The 15,716-nt window shown below is 67.1% G+C and carries 14 protein-coding genes and 1 pseudogene; 4 read left to right on the top strand and 11 right to left on the bottom strand.

The window, feature by feature from the left end; translation table 11 throughout:
* Position 1: 1 nt before the first annotated feature.
* From F1D05_RS26295 to F1D05_RS26280, 4 genes are read right to left on the bottom strand one after another with little or no spacing between them, the layout of a single operon-like run.
* Positions 2-1,486, bottom strand: a complete 1,485-nt coding sequence (locus tag F1D05_RS26295; protein ID WP_185443161.1) for a hypothetical protein — start codon at positions 1,484-1,486, stop codon at positions 2-4.
* The gene (locus F1D05_RS26290; protein WP_185443160.1) at positions 1,483-2,982 is read right to left on the bottom strand and encodes a hypothetical protein; all 1,500 of its coding nucleotides are present in this window, start codon (positions 2,980-2,982) and stop codon (positions 1,483-1,485) included. The genes F1D05_RS26295 and F1D05_RS26290 overlap by 4 nt, the downstream gene beginning before the upstream one ends.
* Positions 2,979-3,854, bottom strand: coding sequence for a protein phosphatase 2C domain-containing protein (locus F1D05_RS26285; protein ID WP_185443159.1), 876 nt, complete (start codon positions 3,852-3,854; stop codon positions 2,979-2,981). The genes F1D05_RS26290 and F1D05_RS26285 overlap by 4 nt, the downstream gene beginning before the upstream one ends.
* Positions 3,854-4,282 carry a hypothetical protein gene (locus F1D05_RS26280; protein ID WP_185443158.1) on the bottom strand — a complete coding sequence of 143 codons (429 nt, stop codon included), beginning with the start codon at positions 4,280-4,282 and terminating at the stop codon, positions 3,854-3,856. The genes F1D05_RS26285 and F1D05_RS26280 overlap by 1 nt, the downstream gene beginning before the upstream one ends.
* Before the next feature lie 98 nt (positions 4,283-4,380).
* On the opposite strand from F1D05_RS26280, the gene F1D05_RS26275 reads away from it, so the two are divergent.
* Positions 4,381-4,524, top strand: a complete 144-nt coding sequence (locus tag F1D05_RS26275; protein WP_185443157.1) for a hypothetical protein — start codon at positions 4,381-4,383, stop codon at positions 4,522-4,524.
* Between the two features lie 567 nt (positions 4,525-5,091).
* Entirely contained in the window at positions 5,092-6,078 is a 987-nt protein-coding gene (locus F1D05_RS26270; protein ID WP_185443156.1) for a pirin family protein, read from the top strand.
* A 159-nt stretch (positions 6,079-6,237) separates the two neighbouring features.
* On the opposite strand, the gene F1D05_RS26265 is transcribed toward F1D05_RS26270, so the two are convergent.
* Positions 6,238-7,518: a glycoside hydrolase family 18 protein gene (locus tag F1D05_RS26265; protein WP_185443155.1), complete on the bottom strand. Its 1,281-nt coding sequence runs from the start codon at positions 7,516-7,518 to the stop codon at positions 6,238-6,240.
* A gap of 164 nt (positions 7,519-7,682) precedes the next feature.
* Here F1D05_RS26265 and F1D05_RS26260 point away from each other — a divergent pair, with 164 nt between their 5' ends.
* The gene (locus tag F1D05_RS26260) at positions 7,683-8,135 is read left to right on the top strand and encodes a GNAT family N-acetyltransferase (protein ID WP_185443154.1); all 453 of its coding nucleotides are present in this window, start codon (positions 7,683-7,685) and stop codon (positions 8,133-8,135) included.
* On the opposite strand, the gene F1D05_RS26255 is transcribed toward F1D05_RS26260, so the two are convergent.
* The 4 genes and pseudogenes from F1D05_RS26255 to F1D05_RS26240 all read right to left on the bottom strand — a co-directional run bounded on the left by F1D05_RS26255 (position 8,122) and on the right by F1D05_RS26240 (position 12,074).
* The gene (locus tag F1D05_RS26255) at positions 8,122-8,376 is read right to left on the bottom strand and encodes a hypothetical protein (protein ID WP_185443153.1); all 255 of its coding nucleotides are present in this window, start codon (positions 8,374-8,376) and stop codon (positions 8,122-8,124) included. The two genes, F1D05_RS26260 and F1D05_RS26255, sit on opposite strands and share 14 nt — an antisense overlap.
* A 235-nt stretch (positions 8,377-8,611) precedes the next feature.
* Positions 8,612-10,172 (bottom strand): annotated as a pseudogene (gene purH / locus F1D05_RS26250) (bifunctional phosphoribosylaminoimidazolecarboxamide formyltransferase/IMP cyclohydrolase).
* Positions 10,169-10,798, bottom strand: a complete 630-nt coding sequence (gene purN / locus F1D05_RS26245; protein WP_185443152.1) for a phosphoribosylglycinamide formyltransferase — start codon at positions 10,796-10,798, stop codon at positions 10,169-10,171. The pseudogene purH and the gene purN overlap by 4 nt, the downstream one beginning before the upstream one ends.
* A gap of 10 nt (positions 10,799-10,808) precedes the next feature.
* On the bottom strand, positions 10,809-12,074 hold the full coding sequence (locus F1D05_RS26240; RefSeq protein WP_185443151.1) for a cell division protein PerM: 1,266 nt from the start codon (positions 12,072-12,074) through the stop codon (positions 10,809-10,811).
* Between the two features lie 142 nt (positions 12,075-12,216).
* On the opposite strand from F1D05_RS26240, the gene F1D05_RS26235 reads away from it, so the two are divergent.
* Positions 12,217-13,557, top strand: coding sequence for a hypothetical protein (locus tag F1D05_RS26235; RefSeq protein ID WP_246485980.1), 1,341 nt, complete (start codon positions 12,217-12,219; stop codon positions 13,555-13,557).
* A 72-nt stretch (positions 13,558-13,629) separates the two neighbouring features.
* Here the strand turns inward: F1D05_RS26235 and sucD are convergent, their stop codons facing one another.
* Positions 13,630-14,520 (bottom strand): succinate--CoA ligase subunit alpha, encoded by an 891-nt coding sequence (gene sucD / locus F1D05_RS26230; protein WP_185443150.1) that lies wholly within the window; start codon positions 14,518-14,520, stop codon positions 13,630-13,632.
* A 12-nt stretch (positions 14,521-14,532) separates the two neighbouring features.
* Positions 14,533-15,705 (bottom strand): ADP-forming succinate--CoA ligase subunit beta, encoded by a 1,173-nt coding sequence (gene sucC, locus F1D05_RS26225; RefSeq protein ID WP_185443149.1) that lies wholly within the window; start codon positions 15,703-15,705, stop codon positions 14,533-14,535.
* Between the last annotated feature and the right edge of the window lie 11 nt (positions 15,706-15,716).

Genomic DNA, 15,716 nt, shown 5'->3' with positions numbered 1-15,716 from the left:
CTCATTGTTCGTCCCCCGTACTTCGATCGGCAGCCGGCTCGGCGCCGACGACCTGTTCACTGCTGTTCGGAATCTCTGGCCGACCTGCTGACGGCTCCACCATCCTTGGCTCGTCCTGCGCTGCGAAAAGGACCCGGACGAGCTCAGTGACGATCTCGGGATGGTCCCGCAGCAAGATCACTCCGCTATCGCGCAACTTCCCCAGCATGGTTTCGGCCCGCTGGTCCTGAACCAGCCAGATCACTCGGGCGCGTTGACACAGGCGGCCTACCGCCGCCACGCCGGTGGTGTCGAGCAACGGAGTCGTCGCAGCCAGCACCACGAACGCCAGTACGTCATCCGGTCGTGCACCGCCCAGGGTGTCCGAGTCTCTCTGAAGCGTGATCTCGGCGTCGGAGATGACTCGGGCGAGATCGATGTAGGAAGAGGCCGGTGACTTGAGCCCACGTCGATCGGCTTCTCCGGCGGGGCGCAGCGGCGACTGCGCGACAACCGAATCGCCACCGGCCAACACCCGGACCTTGTAACTGCTGGTCTGCTCCCGCCCCGCGCTGGCAATGGCTTCGTCGAGGCTGCGAGCGATTGAGCGACATCGATGCCACGCAGTCGGCGTCGTCGTACCGTCGGCCAGCAGGAGCAGATATGCACGCCGTGCTTCTGCCGGAAAAGGAGGTACCTGCTCGGCGGACTTGAGCTTGGACTTCCGACGCCACTGCGAGGGCCAGCGAAATCTGCGCCCGGACTCCACCTCCTGCTGGATCCCATCCTCAGACTGCTCGTACTCAAGTTGCTCGTCCTCAGTCGACTCGTCCTCAGGCGACTCGTCCTCAGGCGACTCGTCCTCAGGCAACTGGTCCTCAGGCTGCTCGTCCTCGATGCTCGCAGCTTCTTCGGACTCGACAGACCTTCCGTTCGTCAGCCGGCTCTTGCGCTGTGCGACAGCCGGCGCGGGGGCCAGAGCTTTCGACCAAGCCTTCAGCTGGGCGAGGGTTGCCCCTCGGCCGGGTTCGCGTGCCCCGTCCTCGAACAACTGCTGCGCAGCCGCCTGGACCTCGTCGACCACAGCCTGCTCGAATTCAGCGCGGCTAGGCTTCTCCCCGGACCGTAAGACCTCCCGAAGCCTGACCGAAACGCCCGATCTCTCGGCCTCGTCGACCACCTCGCCGACCGATCGGCTGTCGTCGGGCAGCTTGGCGACCACCAGGACGCCGCAGAAGTACAACTCGGCTCCGGGAGTCACGCCAGCGACGACGTCGGCCAGCAGCAGCCTGGTCTCCGTCAGCAATTCGTCGTCGGTCCGCGGGAGGACCACGCCGCACACCTCGGTATATCCGCCCAGGATGGGCTCGGCGTGCAGGCGCTGGGCCGCGGTGTCGCAGACCGCCCTCCCTTTCGCCCCGAGAGCCGAATCGACACAGATGATCAGTAGTCCACTCACGCCGTCGCCCTCGGCAGGCTCCGGAATCACCTCCTGGCCCAGGATCATCGGTCCGCTTCCTTCAGCGCGGAAGGCAGCTTCTCCCGAAGCGCACTCTCGAGCGCCTTTCCCAGCAGTTCCCGGAGCTCATCCGCGGACTCCGTGACCTGACGTCCGACCTGGGACGCGGAGCGAGCGACTGCTCGATGCGCCTGATCCAGGCCGTTACCAGCGGTCGATTGCAACTGCCCGATTCCCGATGCGGCCAGTACTTCGCGCAACGGCGCTTCGAGGTCGTGCCGGGGAAGAGCCGGTACGACCGGCCGAGGGAACTCGGATCGGGCGATCGGTTCCGACATCTCGGCCAGGTGCGCTCCGGCGGCTGCCATCGACGGTGTCGATACACCAGGGAGCGCGACCTTCACCTCCGGAAGGTCGAAGACCATGACCAGGCCCAGCTCGGCCCGGGCGGTGCCGTACCGGTTGCCGGCCTCGACCACGACTTCGGTGGAATGCGGAGCCTTGAACACGTAGCCGTCCGGATAGGCGCCAGGATCGAGCCTGACCTCAGGCCGGCCGAGCGCCCGTACGACGATCTCTGTCGCGCTGCGGATCTTCCAGGCCAGCACCACGTCCTGACCGCTGAAGCAGACCGGGTTCACGACTCGCGCCACGTCGATCTCCGGCGGACTGGTCAGAACTGTGACGGTGTCCGCGAGATAGACGAACAGTTCCTTGGCTGTCGGCCGCTCACTTCGGTTCGGCGACAACGCCCGGCGTACCAGCTCGATCCCGTTCGGCGGCAGTATGCCGTCGAGTCGTTTGACGTTGCGAGCTGTCGAGACCATCCGCCCGGGGGTGAGACCACGCAATGTCGCGAGGGCGAGCTTGAAGACATCGGTCTGGCAGTCCTGCAGGGTCTGGACCGGTGGACTGCCCTCGAGCTCCGGCACCTCCCAGTAGGGTGTGGTTCCCTGCTGGCGGTTCGGATCGGTGAGCCGCGCCGAACCATCACAGTCGAGCAGCATGAGCCGCGGCGGGTCGAGCGCGAACGCCGCGTTCATGTAACTGAGATCGCCGTAGACCCAGCCATGCTTGTGCAGCCGGCCGATCGCGTAACAGAGTTGGGCCAGCAGGAGCAGCCGCTCGACATGATCGATGTCCTGCTCGACCTTGTTCGCACGTAGCTGGTCAGGCGTCGCGATCAGCCAGTTGAGATCGCGAACTTCGGTTGACGGTGGGTCCGGCAACGAGATGAAGAAGTCGTTCACCAGCAGCGGCATCAGGAAGCCGACGATCTGGCCCGGGCCGTCCTCAACCAGAGCCCGCGGCCAAGCTGCGTATCTGTCCAGATCGCCTTGGTCAGAGGCGGAAAGGCCGGCTCTGAACGTCACGGCAGTCTGCGCCGCATCGACGGCCTCGGAACCGGTAGTGGGCAGGAACTCCTTGTAGGCCAGCGGTGTCCGGCCGCCGTCCAACGTGAAGTGCAGGACTCGGAAGACCTTGCCGAACGTGCCCTGCGCGATAAGAGCGAGCTGACCGAGCTTGTTGCGGGAAACGATCATTCCGCGCCACCGATCTCGCTCAGCCAGATGCCGACGGCAGTGCGGTCGTCGGTGTGGCCGCGGCGGGCGAAGTCCACCTGTGCGGCGAAGGTGTACGGATCCGGCGCAGCTGCCCACCAGGTCCCCAGTTGCTCCCGCACCTCGCCGCTGCCGGCCAAGGGATTACCCACACCGTCGCTGACCAGAAACACTGCTCCGGTGGTGATCGAGAACTCGTCGGTCTGGACTGCGCCGTGTCCGGACGGGAGCGCCCGGACGGCCGAGGAGCTGTACAGGTCGTCGTCACGTCCGTCCACCACACGGGTGAGACAACTCCACTGGCCGAGGCTGTCGAGCAACCATCCGGTGGAATCTCCAGCCCACGCCATCGAGACGTTCCACCCCTGGTCGGCGGGTGTGATCCGTACAGCAACCGCCGTTGTAGCCAGCCCGGCCGACTCGTCGTCCGCCGCTGCTCGGACCGCTTTCAGTTCGTCCAGCAGACTCTGGTTGACGGAGCGAAACACTGTTGCCCAGTCCAGTCCACTACTGCCGAGCTCCGCAATCTGCTGTGCTGCGAGGTCGGCTGCTCGGAACGAGGCCGCATACTGGCCGACGCCGTCACAGACGACTGCTACAAGACCGCCTTGCGTGACCTCGCCGTAAGCCAGCGCGAAGGCATCCTGTCGTGGCTCTAGGTCCTCGCGGTGCGACACTCCGCGAACGGTCGCCGCGCGGAGGATCAGCCCCTCCAGCGACACCGCGCTGAGTTCTACGTCTGCGCGCCCTATCGGCACCGCCGGAGGTCCGTCGGCCAACTCCAGGACGGCCCGTCCCGGGTTACCGATGACGAATGATTCGACGCGGTGGGTCGCCCCGTCCACCGCCCCCATCAGATGTATTCTGACTCGCCGCTGACGATGCCGCTGCCCGGCTCAGGATCGGCGATACCATTGGCCGCCTTTCCGGTGCCGACCTGCTGACTGCTCACCATCACCGTGCGACGCACGAGATCCAGAATTCCCCGGACGGCGCTCTCGGGGTCGGTTCGGGTGGCCAGAAACCACTTTCCACGGTCGCGCGGATAGGCGAGTTTCTTCATCACTTCTTCTTGGGCCTGGCGAAAACCAAACGGCACGAATATCGGGTACGAGCGCATCCCAGTACCAGTCGCCGCGTCATAGGTCAAGGTATCCTTGAACACCTGGTTCCAGTCACCGTCGTTCGGCTCGCCATCGGTGAGGAAGAATACGCATGGCCGGAAGACCTTCAGGCCGTCCGCCTTGAGTTTGTCCCGGTCCGCCTCGATCGCCTGCCGCACCGCTCGGAAGGCCGGACCGTACTGCGTACCGGCCCTTCGCCTCGAGATGCGGCATCACCGTGTCGCTCAGTTGTCCTAGCGGCAGCAGGACTTCAGCCGTGTCCGAAAAGGTGATCACAGCCAGCCGGGCGACATCGTCGACCGCCGGCTTCCGGATGATCTCAGCACGCAGCCTGGTCAGAGACTCGTTCAACGCCTTCATCTCGTCCTTCATCGAGTACGAGACATCGCACACCATGTAGAACGGCATCACCGGCTGACCTTCATCTGCCGGAAAAGAGGATGCATTTACTTCGGATTCCATTTTATTTCCCCCCTTGCGAGGTGCCTGCGAAATACTCGCGACACACACGACCTATATCGCTGTGAACCGCGTTGCGTTACCGCTTTCGAACGACTTTTATTAATGGCGATTCAGGAGAGTGAACCCTAGACAAGCCAGGTCGACAGGACTATAGAGTCGGCATTTTTGCGCGGCTCTTGATATCACCGCGCGTTGCCTATCGGTCGCAACAAGCGATTTTCCATGCCAGCCTCACCCGGAGGTACTTTTCCAACGGAAAGCCGCGAATTGCGGTAATTCTTTTAACTCTCAGTAACCGCCGATGCACCGAAGTCGATGGGCTGGACGAGCTCTTGCCCGTTGGATCAGAGCGATGCGTCGCGAACCGCGACGTAGGGCTGGGGACCAGGGCGAGTGGGCCTGAGGCGCGGGAGCGGCATTGGCGACCAGTACGGGAATGACTGCGGGGTTGCCACGGTTGAGGCAGGTAGTTTATTGTTGAACTACCAAGAGCGAGGAGTTCGTCATGCCCGCCGTGACCGTTTCTGACATCACCGTGCTGCCGCGTGTCCACCAGCCGGATCGTGCCGTGGCCAAGGAGCGTGCGGTTCGGTCGGTGACCTCCGCGCCGAGCGGGTACGAGGGCGAGGGCTTCCCGGTACGCCGGGCGTTCGCGGGCGTCGACCTGAGCGACCTGGATCCGTTCATCCATATGGACCAGATGGGCGAGGTGGAGTACGCGCCGGGTGAGCCGAAGGGGACGCCGTGGCACCCGCACCGTGGATTCGAGACCGTCACGTACATGCTCGACGGGATCATGGAGCACCAGGACTCGCAGGGTGGCGGCGGCGTCATCTCCAACGGCGACACCCAGTGGATGACAGCCGGAAGTGGATTGCTGCATATCGAGACTCCGCCGGAGCACCTGGTGCTGAGCGGCGGTCTGTTCCACGGCATCCAGCTCTGGGTGAACCTGCCGAAGGCGCAGAAGTGGGCGGCCCCGCGCTACCAGGACATCCGCGGTGGCGACTCGGCGCTGCTCTCCACGCCCGACGGCGGCGCGCTGATCCGGGTGATCGCAGGCTCGGTCGACGGGCATGACGGTCCCGGGTCGACCCACACGCCGATCACGTTGGTGCACGCCACGGTCAGCCCCGGCGCCGAGCTGGTACTGCCCTGGCAGCCGGACTACAACGCGCTCGTCTACGTACTGGCCGGGCAGGGCACGGTCGGCGCCGAGCACCGCCCGATCCGCAAGGGTCAGCTGGCACTCTTCGGCCCCGGCGACACGATCCGTACTGCGGCAGCAACGTCGCAGCCCCAGGCCGAGCCCAACCTCGACGTACTCGTCCTGGGCGGCCGCCCGATCCGCGAGCCGATCGCGATGGCCGGACCGTTCGTGATGAACACCCGCGCCGAGGTGGTCCAGGCCTTCGAGGACTTCCAGGCTGGAAAGCTCGGCTCCATCCCCGCCGTTCACGGCCTCGGCACCGACCTGCACGAGTCCAACTGATCCTGACACCACCAGCGGGCCCGCCTCTTCAGGCGGGCCCGCTGGTGCGTTCCGGTCGGACCGCGGTTGATCAGCTGGTGAGGTTGTAGACGATGCTGCTGCCGACGGTTTGAGCGGTGTAGTTGGCGGTGACCCAGGCGAGGATCTCGCTCGCGGAGGTCAGCGGAGGTTGCGGTGCAGGGCTGAGATGAGTTCGCCGGTCGGGGTGTCGCCGTCGAGGGACCAGATCATCGCGCCGCCGAGGTTGCGGTTGGAGATGTACTGGGCCTTGCGCTTCATCTCGATCGGGTCGTCCCAGGTCCAGAAGGTGGTGCCGTCGAAGAGCCAGGCGAAGCCGGCCTTGTTGTCGCGGTACACGTTGAAGGTGGACAGCTTGGCCTTGAGGTAGCGGTAGTCCTCCGTACCGGCCTCGAACGTCGCCGGCGCGGCGCCGGTCGCGGGCTGGAACAGACCATGATTCTCGTTCGTGACGCCGGTCCAGCCGTGCGAGTAGAACGGCACGCCCATCACCAGCTTGTTCCGCGGCGCGCCCCGGGACAGGTACGAGTCGATCGTCACCTGAGAGCTGAACTCCGGTGTGGTCGGGTCAGCCGCCGGACCGTCGATCGCGGACTGCTGGTTCGTCAGTGGCTCCCACGTGCCGTGGTAGTCGTAGCCCTGCGTCGTACCGAAGGTCAGGTCCTTGAAGACCTTCGGTACGTCGAAGCCCTTGTCGATCATCGTCGGGTTCGCCGGCAGGAACGCGCTCAGGTTGTACCGGCCGCGGAACGGCCAGGACGCCTTGTCCAGCTGCTTGCGGTACTCGTGCACCAGGGCGGCGAAGTTCGCCTTGTCCTCGGGACGGATCACGTTGCCCGGGTTGCCCTCGCTGGCCGGCCATTCCCAGTCGAGGTCGACGCCGTCGAAGACCCCCTTCACGGCACCGGCCGGTGCGCCCGGCAGGTTGCCCTTCAGCCACATGTCCAGGCAGGACTTCACACTCGCGGCCCGGGAGACCGGGGTGAGCGCGGCGTCGGAGAAGTACTTCGACCCGGTCCAGCCGCCGAGCGAGATGCTGATCCGGAGCTTCGGGAACTTCTGCTTCAGCTGCTTCAGCTGGTTCAGGTTGCCGGACAACGCCTGCCCGGCCTCGTCGGCCTTGCCGCTGACGCTCTGCTCGGCGGTGAACGGCCGCTGGTAGTCGGCCCACGGGTCGCTGGAGACGCAGTTGCCCGCAGGATCCAGGAAGCCGAACGCATAGTTCAGCTGGGTGAGTTTGGCGGCCGTACCGTTCTTGACCAGGTCACTCACCAGGAAGTTGCGGTCGTAACCGCTCCACTGGGTGTAGTAACCGACAACACGCTTCTGACTGTGGGCCTCGGCAGGCACCGCGGAAAGCCCCAGAGGGACTGTCACCGCAGCTGCCACCAGCAACGCAAGGCTCCGACGTTTCACCGACATGGTTCTCCCCAACGGGCGGTTCGAGGGACAACGAGCCGGATCACCATAGGCAGGCCGCGAATAGTTAAGCAACCTCTCTACTAAAACATTTTCCACCGTGACCCGCGGGTAAGAGAGCGCTTTCTTACCCCATCGCCTGGACGAAGTCTCCTAAGCTCACCGCCATGCTGAAGATCCGGCCCGCCACCCCCGCCGACGCCACCCCCGTCACCGCGATCGCCCAGGCGGCCTTCGAGCTCTACATCCCCCGAATCGGCCGCCCGCCTTTCCCGATGACGGTCGACTACGCAGCCGCGATCGACTCCGGCAAAGTCTGGGTCGCGGATGATCGCAGTACGGTGATCGGCTTCGTCCTGCTGGAAGACCAGCCCGACGCGCTCCTCCTGGACGTCATCGCCGTCTCCCCCACCGCACAGGGCACAGGAGTCGGCTCCGCACTACTGGCTTTCGTCGACACCGAGGCCCACTCCCGCGGCCACCACCAGATCACCCTCTACACGAACGTCGCCATGACCGAAAACCTCACCTACTACCCCCATCACGGCTACACAGAAACCCACCGAGAGGCCTTCCACGGCTTCGAACGAGTCCACTTCACCAAACTCACCGCCAGATGAGGTCGCCGAGGCCGTAGTACTGGTTGAAGCGTGGTGGTGGGTCGTCGAAGATCGGGTCAGCCCCTGGAAGCTCGGCTTGACCACACCGCCGAGGTGATCGCCGCTCTCGTTGGTGATGCCGATCCGCGAGCAGTACGCCGTACGGCCCTTCATCCTGGCCCTGCTTGTTGCCGGAGGGGTCAGGTCGAGCGCACCCCGCTTTGTGCACGACCTGAGCAACTACCGGCCGCCAGGCACTCACCCGGAGCACAAAGCCGCCGTACTGCGCGCCTGCCGCCGGCCTTTGTGCATGAGCTGAGCGCTTGTCTCCGGATAGACGCTCACCCAGTGCACAGAGGCGCTCCGGGGAATTCTTCGGCCGCCATCATCCACAGCGCCACCTTGCAGGCTTAGCCGCGACGCGGGAGCGGCGTAGCCGGGTGGGCTCGTGGGAACGAAGAACCACCCTCGCCGGAGGAGGCGAGGGTGGTTTCGCACTAGTGGAAGAAGTGGCGGGTGCCGGTGAAGTACATGGTGATGCCGGCCTTGTTGGCGGCTTCGATGGCGGCGTCGTCGCGGATGGAGCCGCCGGGCTGGACGACTGCCTTGACGCCGGCCTCGATCAGGACCTCCAGGCCGTCCGGGAACGGGAAGAAGGCGTCCGAGGCGGCGACGGATCCGGCAGCGCGCTCGCCTGCGCGGGAGACGGCCAAGCGGCAGGAGTCGACGCGGTTGACCTGGCCCATGCCGACACCGACCGAGGCGCCGTCAGCAGCCAGCAGGATGGCGTTGGACTTGACCGCCCGGCAGGCCTTCCACGCGAAGGCGAGGTCGGCGAGCACGTCGTCGGAGACTGCAGGACCAGCGGCCAACTGCCACGCGGCCGGGTCGTCGCCGGGCGCCTGGAAGACGTCCTTCTGCTGCATCAGGAGTCCTCCGCTGATCGCGCGGAACTCGACCGGCTGACCGAACTCGTCCGGTCCGCAGACCAGCAGCCGGATGTTCTTCTTCGCCTGCAGGATCTCGACCGCGCCGTCCTCGTAGCCAGGCGCGACCAGCACCTCGGTGAAGATCTCCGCGACCTGCTTGGCCATCTCGACCGAGACAGGCGCGTTGGTGGCGATCACGCCGCCGTACGCCGATACCGGGTCGCACTCGTGCGCACGGCGGTGAGCCTCCGCGATGTCAGCACCAACAGCGATGCCACATGGGTTCGCGTGCTTGATGATCGCCACAGCAGGCCCGCTGAAGTCGTACGCCGTACGTCGGGCGGCGTCCGCGTCGACGTAGTTGTTGTACGACATCTCCTTGCCGTGCAGCTGCTCGGCCGAAGCCAAACCGCTCCGGCCCGTTGCTGTACAGCGCAGCCGGCTGGTGCGGGTTCTCGCCGTACCGCAGCACTGCCTTCTTGTCCCAAGCAGCACCGACCCAGGCCGGGAAGCCCGAGCCCTCGGCGCTGTCGGTGAGCACACTGCCCATCCAGGACGCGACGGCCACGTCGTACTCCGCCGTGTGCACGAACGCCGCAGCGGCGAGCCGCTGACGCTCCTCCAGCGAGAAGCCACCCTCGTCGAGGACCGTGTACAGATCCTCGTACTGCGAGGGCGAGGTCACGACAGCAACGTTCGCGTGGTTCTTGGCCGCACCGCGGACCATCGAAGGACCACCGATGTCGATCTGCTCGACACATTCGTCCACCGACGCGCCGGAGGCGACCGTCTCGCTGAACGGGTACAGGTTGCTGACCAGCAGGTCGAACGGCTCGACGCGCATCTCGGCGAGCTGCTCGACGTGGTCGGGCTTGCGGACGTCGGCGAGCAGACCGGCGTGCACCTTCGGGTGCAGCGTCTTCACCCGCCCGTCCAGGCACTCCGGGAACCCGGTGAGCTCTTCCACCTTGGTCACCGGTACGCCGGCCGCCGCGATCCGGGCGGCGGTGGAACCGGTCGACACCAGCTGGACCCCGGCGTCGGACAGGGCCTTCGCGAGCTCCTCCAGACCGGTCTTGTCGTAGACGCTGATCAGCGCCCGGCGGATCGGCCTGCGGTCGGTGCTCACTTCGTCATGACCTTTCGTCCGGTGATGGTCCAGCCGTTGCGGACCAGCCGGCCGACCCACTCCACCAGCTGGCGGCGTTCGACCTCCTTGATCCGCTCCGTCAGGGTTTCTTCGGTGTCGTCGTCCTCGACGGGCACGACCACCTGGCCGATGATCGGCCCGGTGTCCACCCCGCCGTCGACGAAGAAGAGGGTCGCGCCGGCCACCTTCACGCCGTACTCGAGCGCGTCGCGGGGGCCGTGGATGCCGGGGAAGGCCGGCAGCAGCGCGTTGTGGGTGTTGATGTAGCGGTCGCCGAAGCTGCCGAGGAAGTCGTCGCCGACCAGCTTCAGGAATCCGGCCGAGACGACCAGATCAGGCTGGTACTGCGCGACGGAGGCGGTCAGCGCGCGATCCCAGTCGGCTCGTTCGGCGTGGTCCTTCACCTTGTGCACGAAGCTGGGGACACCCGCGGCGGCCGCCCGCTCGAGCCCGGCGATGCCGTCGCGATCCGCGCCGACGGCGACCACCTGAGCGCCGTACGCCGGGTCTTCGCAGGCGTCCAGCAGTGCTTGCAGGTTCGAACCGGAACCCGAGATCAGCACGACCAGACGCGCGGGGGGATGAGGCGCAACCGGGTCTGTCACCCGGCAAACCCTATCGCTCGATGTCACCGGGTCCGGTGTCGGCCTCTGCTACCACCGGACGCCGGGCGGCCACCACGCCCGCCGTGATCGCCGCGCCGATCGCCATCCCGGCCGTGAGCACTCCGGCGGCGGCGACCGCGCCGGGGATCCCCACCTCGGCCATCCGGCCCGGACCGGCCGAACCGCCCGCCAGCACCATCAGGACGAGCAGCGCGAATCCGGCGACCAGGGCGGCGATCGCACCCCGCAGCGCGAACGCGTCCCAGCCGAGCGCCTCCGACTCCGCCGTCTTCAGCCCACGCCGGGCTATCACCAGCCCAGCGACCACACCCGCCGCCAGCGGGACCAGGGCGGTCAGCACGAGCAGGTACGTCGAGGTAGCGCCGTCAGCCGGTACTGCGGCCAGCAGCGGCAGCGCGGGCAGGTTCCCCACGTCTACACCGGTCGGTGCGATCGACGTGCCCACCCCGAGCTGGAAACCAGGTCCGGCGAGGAACGACACGACGTACAGGAGCACGTTCGGGAGCAGCATCAAGCAGATCGCGAACAGCACGACAGAGCCGACCACGCCCGCGTCCAAGAGCTCCAGCATCGAGGTGACGCGGGAGAAGTGGATCGCCAGGACCACGGCGTACAGGAGTGCGGCTATGGCCACCACGGTCAGCACTGCGGCGGCAGCAGCCGGTACTGCGTCGCGCAGGCCGGTCGGGGTCGCATCGGAGATGTCATGGGCGGCACCGGACTCCACCAAGACCCCTGCTGTGCCGGCGACGAGCGCCAGCACCGCAGCGCCGAGGAAGGCCGACGCCGGCGAGACCTTCACGGTGTCGTCGGAGGTGAACAGCGCGATGATCAGTGCGCCGAGGCCGTAGGTGAGCGCGAGCACCCCGGACGCCAGGGCCAGTTCGCGGCTCTTATCGGCCCCGCTGACCCGGGCTGTGAAGCGGCCCCCGCGGTACAGGCACCAGGCCAGGAACAGGGTCAGCCCGAGCGGGGCGATCGTGACAGAGCCGCCGCCGAACGTGGCTCCGGCCTTGTGGGCCACCAGCCACACCGCGGCACCGGCCCGGACCGCCCCGGAGGCGCCACCGAAGGACGCGGCGAGCCAGCCGACCACCGCGACTGCCGCACAGGCCAGCAGACCGGTCAGCAGGCAGGCACCAGCGCCGATCACGGCCGACAGCAGCACCGGCTTCGTCGGTGCGGCGACGGACGGGTCGGACGGTTGCGGCGAACCGCCGTCACGGCTGCCTGGGCGGCTCAGCATGTCGGTCATCTGACTCCCATCGTCGCCCGCCGGGAGGGGACCGCTCGTGCGGACACGCCGAGGTATGGAAGACTTCGGCAGGCTGGCTCTCCGGGTGTATGCCGGGCCACCGGGTACCGTCGGGCGGAATCAGTCAGGAGGTCGAGAGCGAGTGTCGGGTTCCCACCGTGCACCACGCGGCGGTAGTCGTGCCGCGGCCCGGGAGGCGCGCCGGGCTCAGTCCCGCCGTCGTAACCAGTTGATCGGCGCCGGAGCGGCCGTCCTGCTCGTAGTCGGCGGCGGTGGCGTCGTGGCCGTGAACGCGTTCGGCGGCGGCGATTCGGCCGGCTCCAAGACCGACGGCGGCGACGACGACAAGCACAAGGGCGACGCGAACCTGCTCGCCGACGCCAACGCCCTGATCGACGCGCCCACCGTGAAGTCGCTGACACCGGCCGGCGCCTGGGCGATCTCCGCGACCGCCGACGGCAGCACCGCGCCGGACAAGTCGTTCGTCTGCCAGCCGCAGCGGTTCGCCGACCCGGCCGGTATCCGGACCTGGGTCCGCAACTTCCGCAACCCGACCACCAGGGACACCGCGGTCCAGTACGTCGAGGTCTCCAACGACTCGACCGCCGCGGGCAAGACCTACACCACGATCACCGGCTGGCTCAGCGCCTGCGTCACCCCGCAGATGCGCCTGGTCGCCAGCTACAGCACCACCGGGCTGGGCGAGCGCGGCATCGTCGCGATCTTCGGCCAGCCCACCGGTGAGAAGACCAGCAACTACCGGACCATCTCCGTCAGTACGGCCGGCCAGGCCACGATGGTGCTCGAGTACGACAGCTCCGGCACCGCGGTCCCCAAACCTGACGGCGTCCTCAGTACTGCGGGCGCCGGGCTGAAGCGGATCTGCGACCAGCCGGGCGCCGGCTGCACCACCGGTACGCCGTCGGCGACGCCGGCCCTGCTCCCGAGCAGCGAGTCGCCGGGCTTCATGGCGCCGATCGACCTGCCCGTGCTGACGGCGGTGAACAAGCCGTGGGTGAGCGCGACCAGCACCACCCGGAGCGGGACCGGCTGCGAGAAGATCGACCTGAAGAAGGCGAAGGCGATCGGCTACAAGTCGCTGACGTACGTGACCCCGGACGCCGACGTACCGACCGAGTTCGGGCTGGACGCGACGGTGTCGAAGTACGCGAGCCCCGCGGCGGCGACGGCGTTCGTCACCGGGATCCGCAAGAACGTCGACGGCTGCGCGAAGGCCAGCGGCGACGCCGTGACGGTGAAGACGACGGACTCGATCACGGTCGGCAGCATCAAGGGCGAAGCCTGGCGGGCGGCGTACGACACCGGCGGCGGCAAGGTCGCCACCTACAGGATCGGCATCGCCTCGAACGGGTCGAGCGCGGTCTACGTGCTGTTCCCGGTGCTGAAGAACCTCGACATCAGCGACAAGGCCTTCACCGACGTACTCACCCGCGCCGCGGAACGCGCCCCGCTGTACAAGTAATCTTCCCAACCGCAACGTCCGAAGAGCCGAGGGTCCTGACCCTCGTCTCTTCGGACGCTAGCAACGGCTTGGCTACTTGTTCAGGTCCCGCATGATGTCGCGCATCAGGTTGGCGGTCTCGGACGGCGTCTTGCCGACCTTGACGCCGACGGCCTCGAGTGCCTCCTGCTTCGCGGCCGCCGTACCGGACGAGCCGGAGACGATCGCGCCGGCGTGGCCCATCGTCTTGCCCTCCGGCGCGGTGAAGCCCGCGACGTACCCGACGACCGGCTTGGTCACGTTCTCCTTGATGAACGCGGCCGCCCGCTCCTCGGCGTCGCCACCGATCTCACCGATCATCACGATCGCGTCGGTGTCCGGGTCGTCCTGGAACGCCTGCAGCGCGTCGATGTGGGTCGTCCCGATGATCGGGTCGCCACCGATGCCGATCGCGCTGGAGAAACCGAAGTCCCGCAGCTCGTACATCATCTGGTAGGTCAGCGTGCCCGACTTGGAGACCAGGCCGATCCGGCCGGCGCCCGCGATGCTGGCCGGGATGATGCCGACGTTGGACTCGCCCGGGCTGATGATGCCGGGGCAGTTCGGCCCGATGATCCGGGTCGTGCCGGACGCCTGGGCGTGCGCGAAGAACGCCGCGGTGTCGTGCACCGGGACGCCTTCGGTGATCACGACGACCAGCGCGACGCCGGCGTCGATGGCTTCGAAGACCGCGCCCTTGGTGAACTTCGGCGGCACGAAGACGACCGACACGTCCGCGCCGGTCTCCTTGACGGCCTCGGCGACCGAGCCGAAGACGGCGATCGCCTTACCGTCGAATTCGACTGACTGGCCGCCCTTGCCGGGCGTCACGCCGCCGACGATGTTGGTGCCGGAGGCAAGCATCCGGGTGGTGTGCTTGGTGCCCTCGGAGCCGGTCATGCCCTGGACGATGACCTTGCTGTCCTTGGTGAGGAAGATCGACATGTCCGTTGTCCCTTACTTCGCTGCCAGCTCGGCGGCCCGCTTGGCCGCACCGTCCATCGTGTCCACGCGCTCGAGGCCGGCCAGACCGGCGTTGTCGAGGATCTGGCGACCCTCCTCGGCGTTGTTGCCGTCCAGCCGGACGACCAGCGGCTTGCTCACGTGCTCGTCGCGGGCGGCCAGCAACTCGAAGGCCTGCACGATGCCGTTCGCGACCGCGTCACAGGCGGTGATGCCGCCGAAGACGTTGACGAAGACGCTCTCCACCTGCGGGTCGGAGATGATGATCTCCAGCCCGTTCGCCATCACCTCGGCGGACGCGCCGCCGCCGATGTCGAGGAAGTTCGCGGGCTTGACCCCACCGAACTCCTCACCGGCGTACGCGACCACGTCGAGGGTCGACATGACCAGGCCGGCGCCGTTGCCGATGATGCCGACGGAACCGTCGAGCTTCACGTAGTTGAGGCCCTTGGCCTTGGCCTTCGCCTCCAGCGGGTCCTCGGCCGAGCTGTCCGCGAAGGAGGCGTGCTCCGGGTGCCGGAAGTCCGCGTTCTCGTCCAGCGTGACCTTGCCGTCGAGCGCCTCCATCGAGCCGTCGGCCAGCTTGACCAGCGGGTTCACCTCGACCAGCGAGGCGTCCTCGGTGACGAAGACCTGGTACAGCTTGGCGATCTCGACCGCCGCCGCGTCGAGGACGTCGGCCGGGTAGCCGGCCGCCTCGGCGATCTCGCGGGCCTTGGCCTCGTCGACACCGGCGGCCGGGTCGATCGAGATCTTGGCGACCGCGTCCGGGTTCGTGTGCGCGACCTCCTCGATCTCCATCCCGCCGGCTGCGGAGGCGATGCAGAGGTAGTTGCGGTTGGCCCGGTCGATCAGGAAGGAGAAGTAGTACTCCTCGGCGATCGCGGCGGCCGGGACGATGTTCAGCGTCCGGACGACGTGGCCCTTGATGTCCAATCCAAGGATGGCTCGCGCGTGCTCTTCGGCCTCGTCGGGCGAGGAGGCCAGCTTGACGCCGCCTGCCTTTCCACGGCCACCGGTCAGCACCTGGGCCTTGACGACCACCTTGCCGCCGATCTTCTCGGCTGCGGCGCGGGCTTCCTCCGGCGTGGTGACGACCTCACCGACGGTCGTCCGCACACCGTGCTTGGCGAAGACAGTCTTCGCCTGGTACTCCATCAGATCCACGACTGTGGTCC

The sequence above is a fragment of the Kribbella qitaiheensis genome, assembly GCF_014217565.1.
Lineage (GTDB): Bacteria > Actinomycetota > Actinomycetes > Propionibacteriales > Kribbellaceae > Kribbella > Kribbella qitaiheensis_A.
Note: the sequence above shows the minus strand (reverse complement) of the source record. Positions and strands in the feature narration are given on the sequence as shown.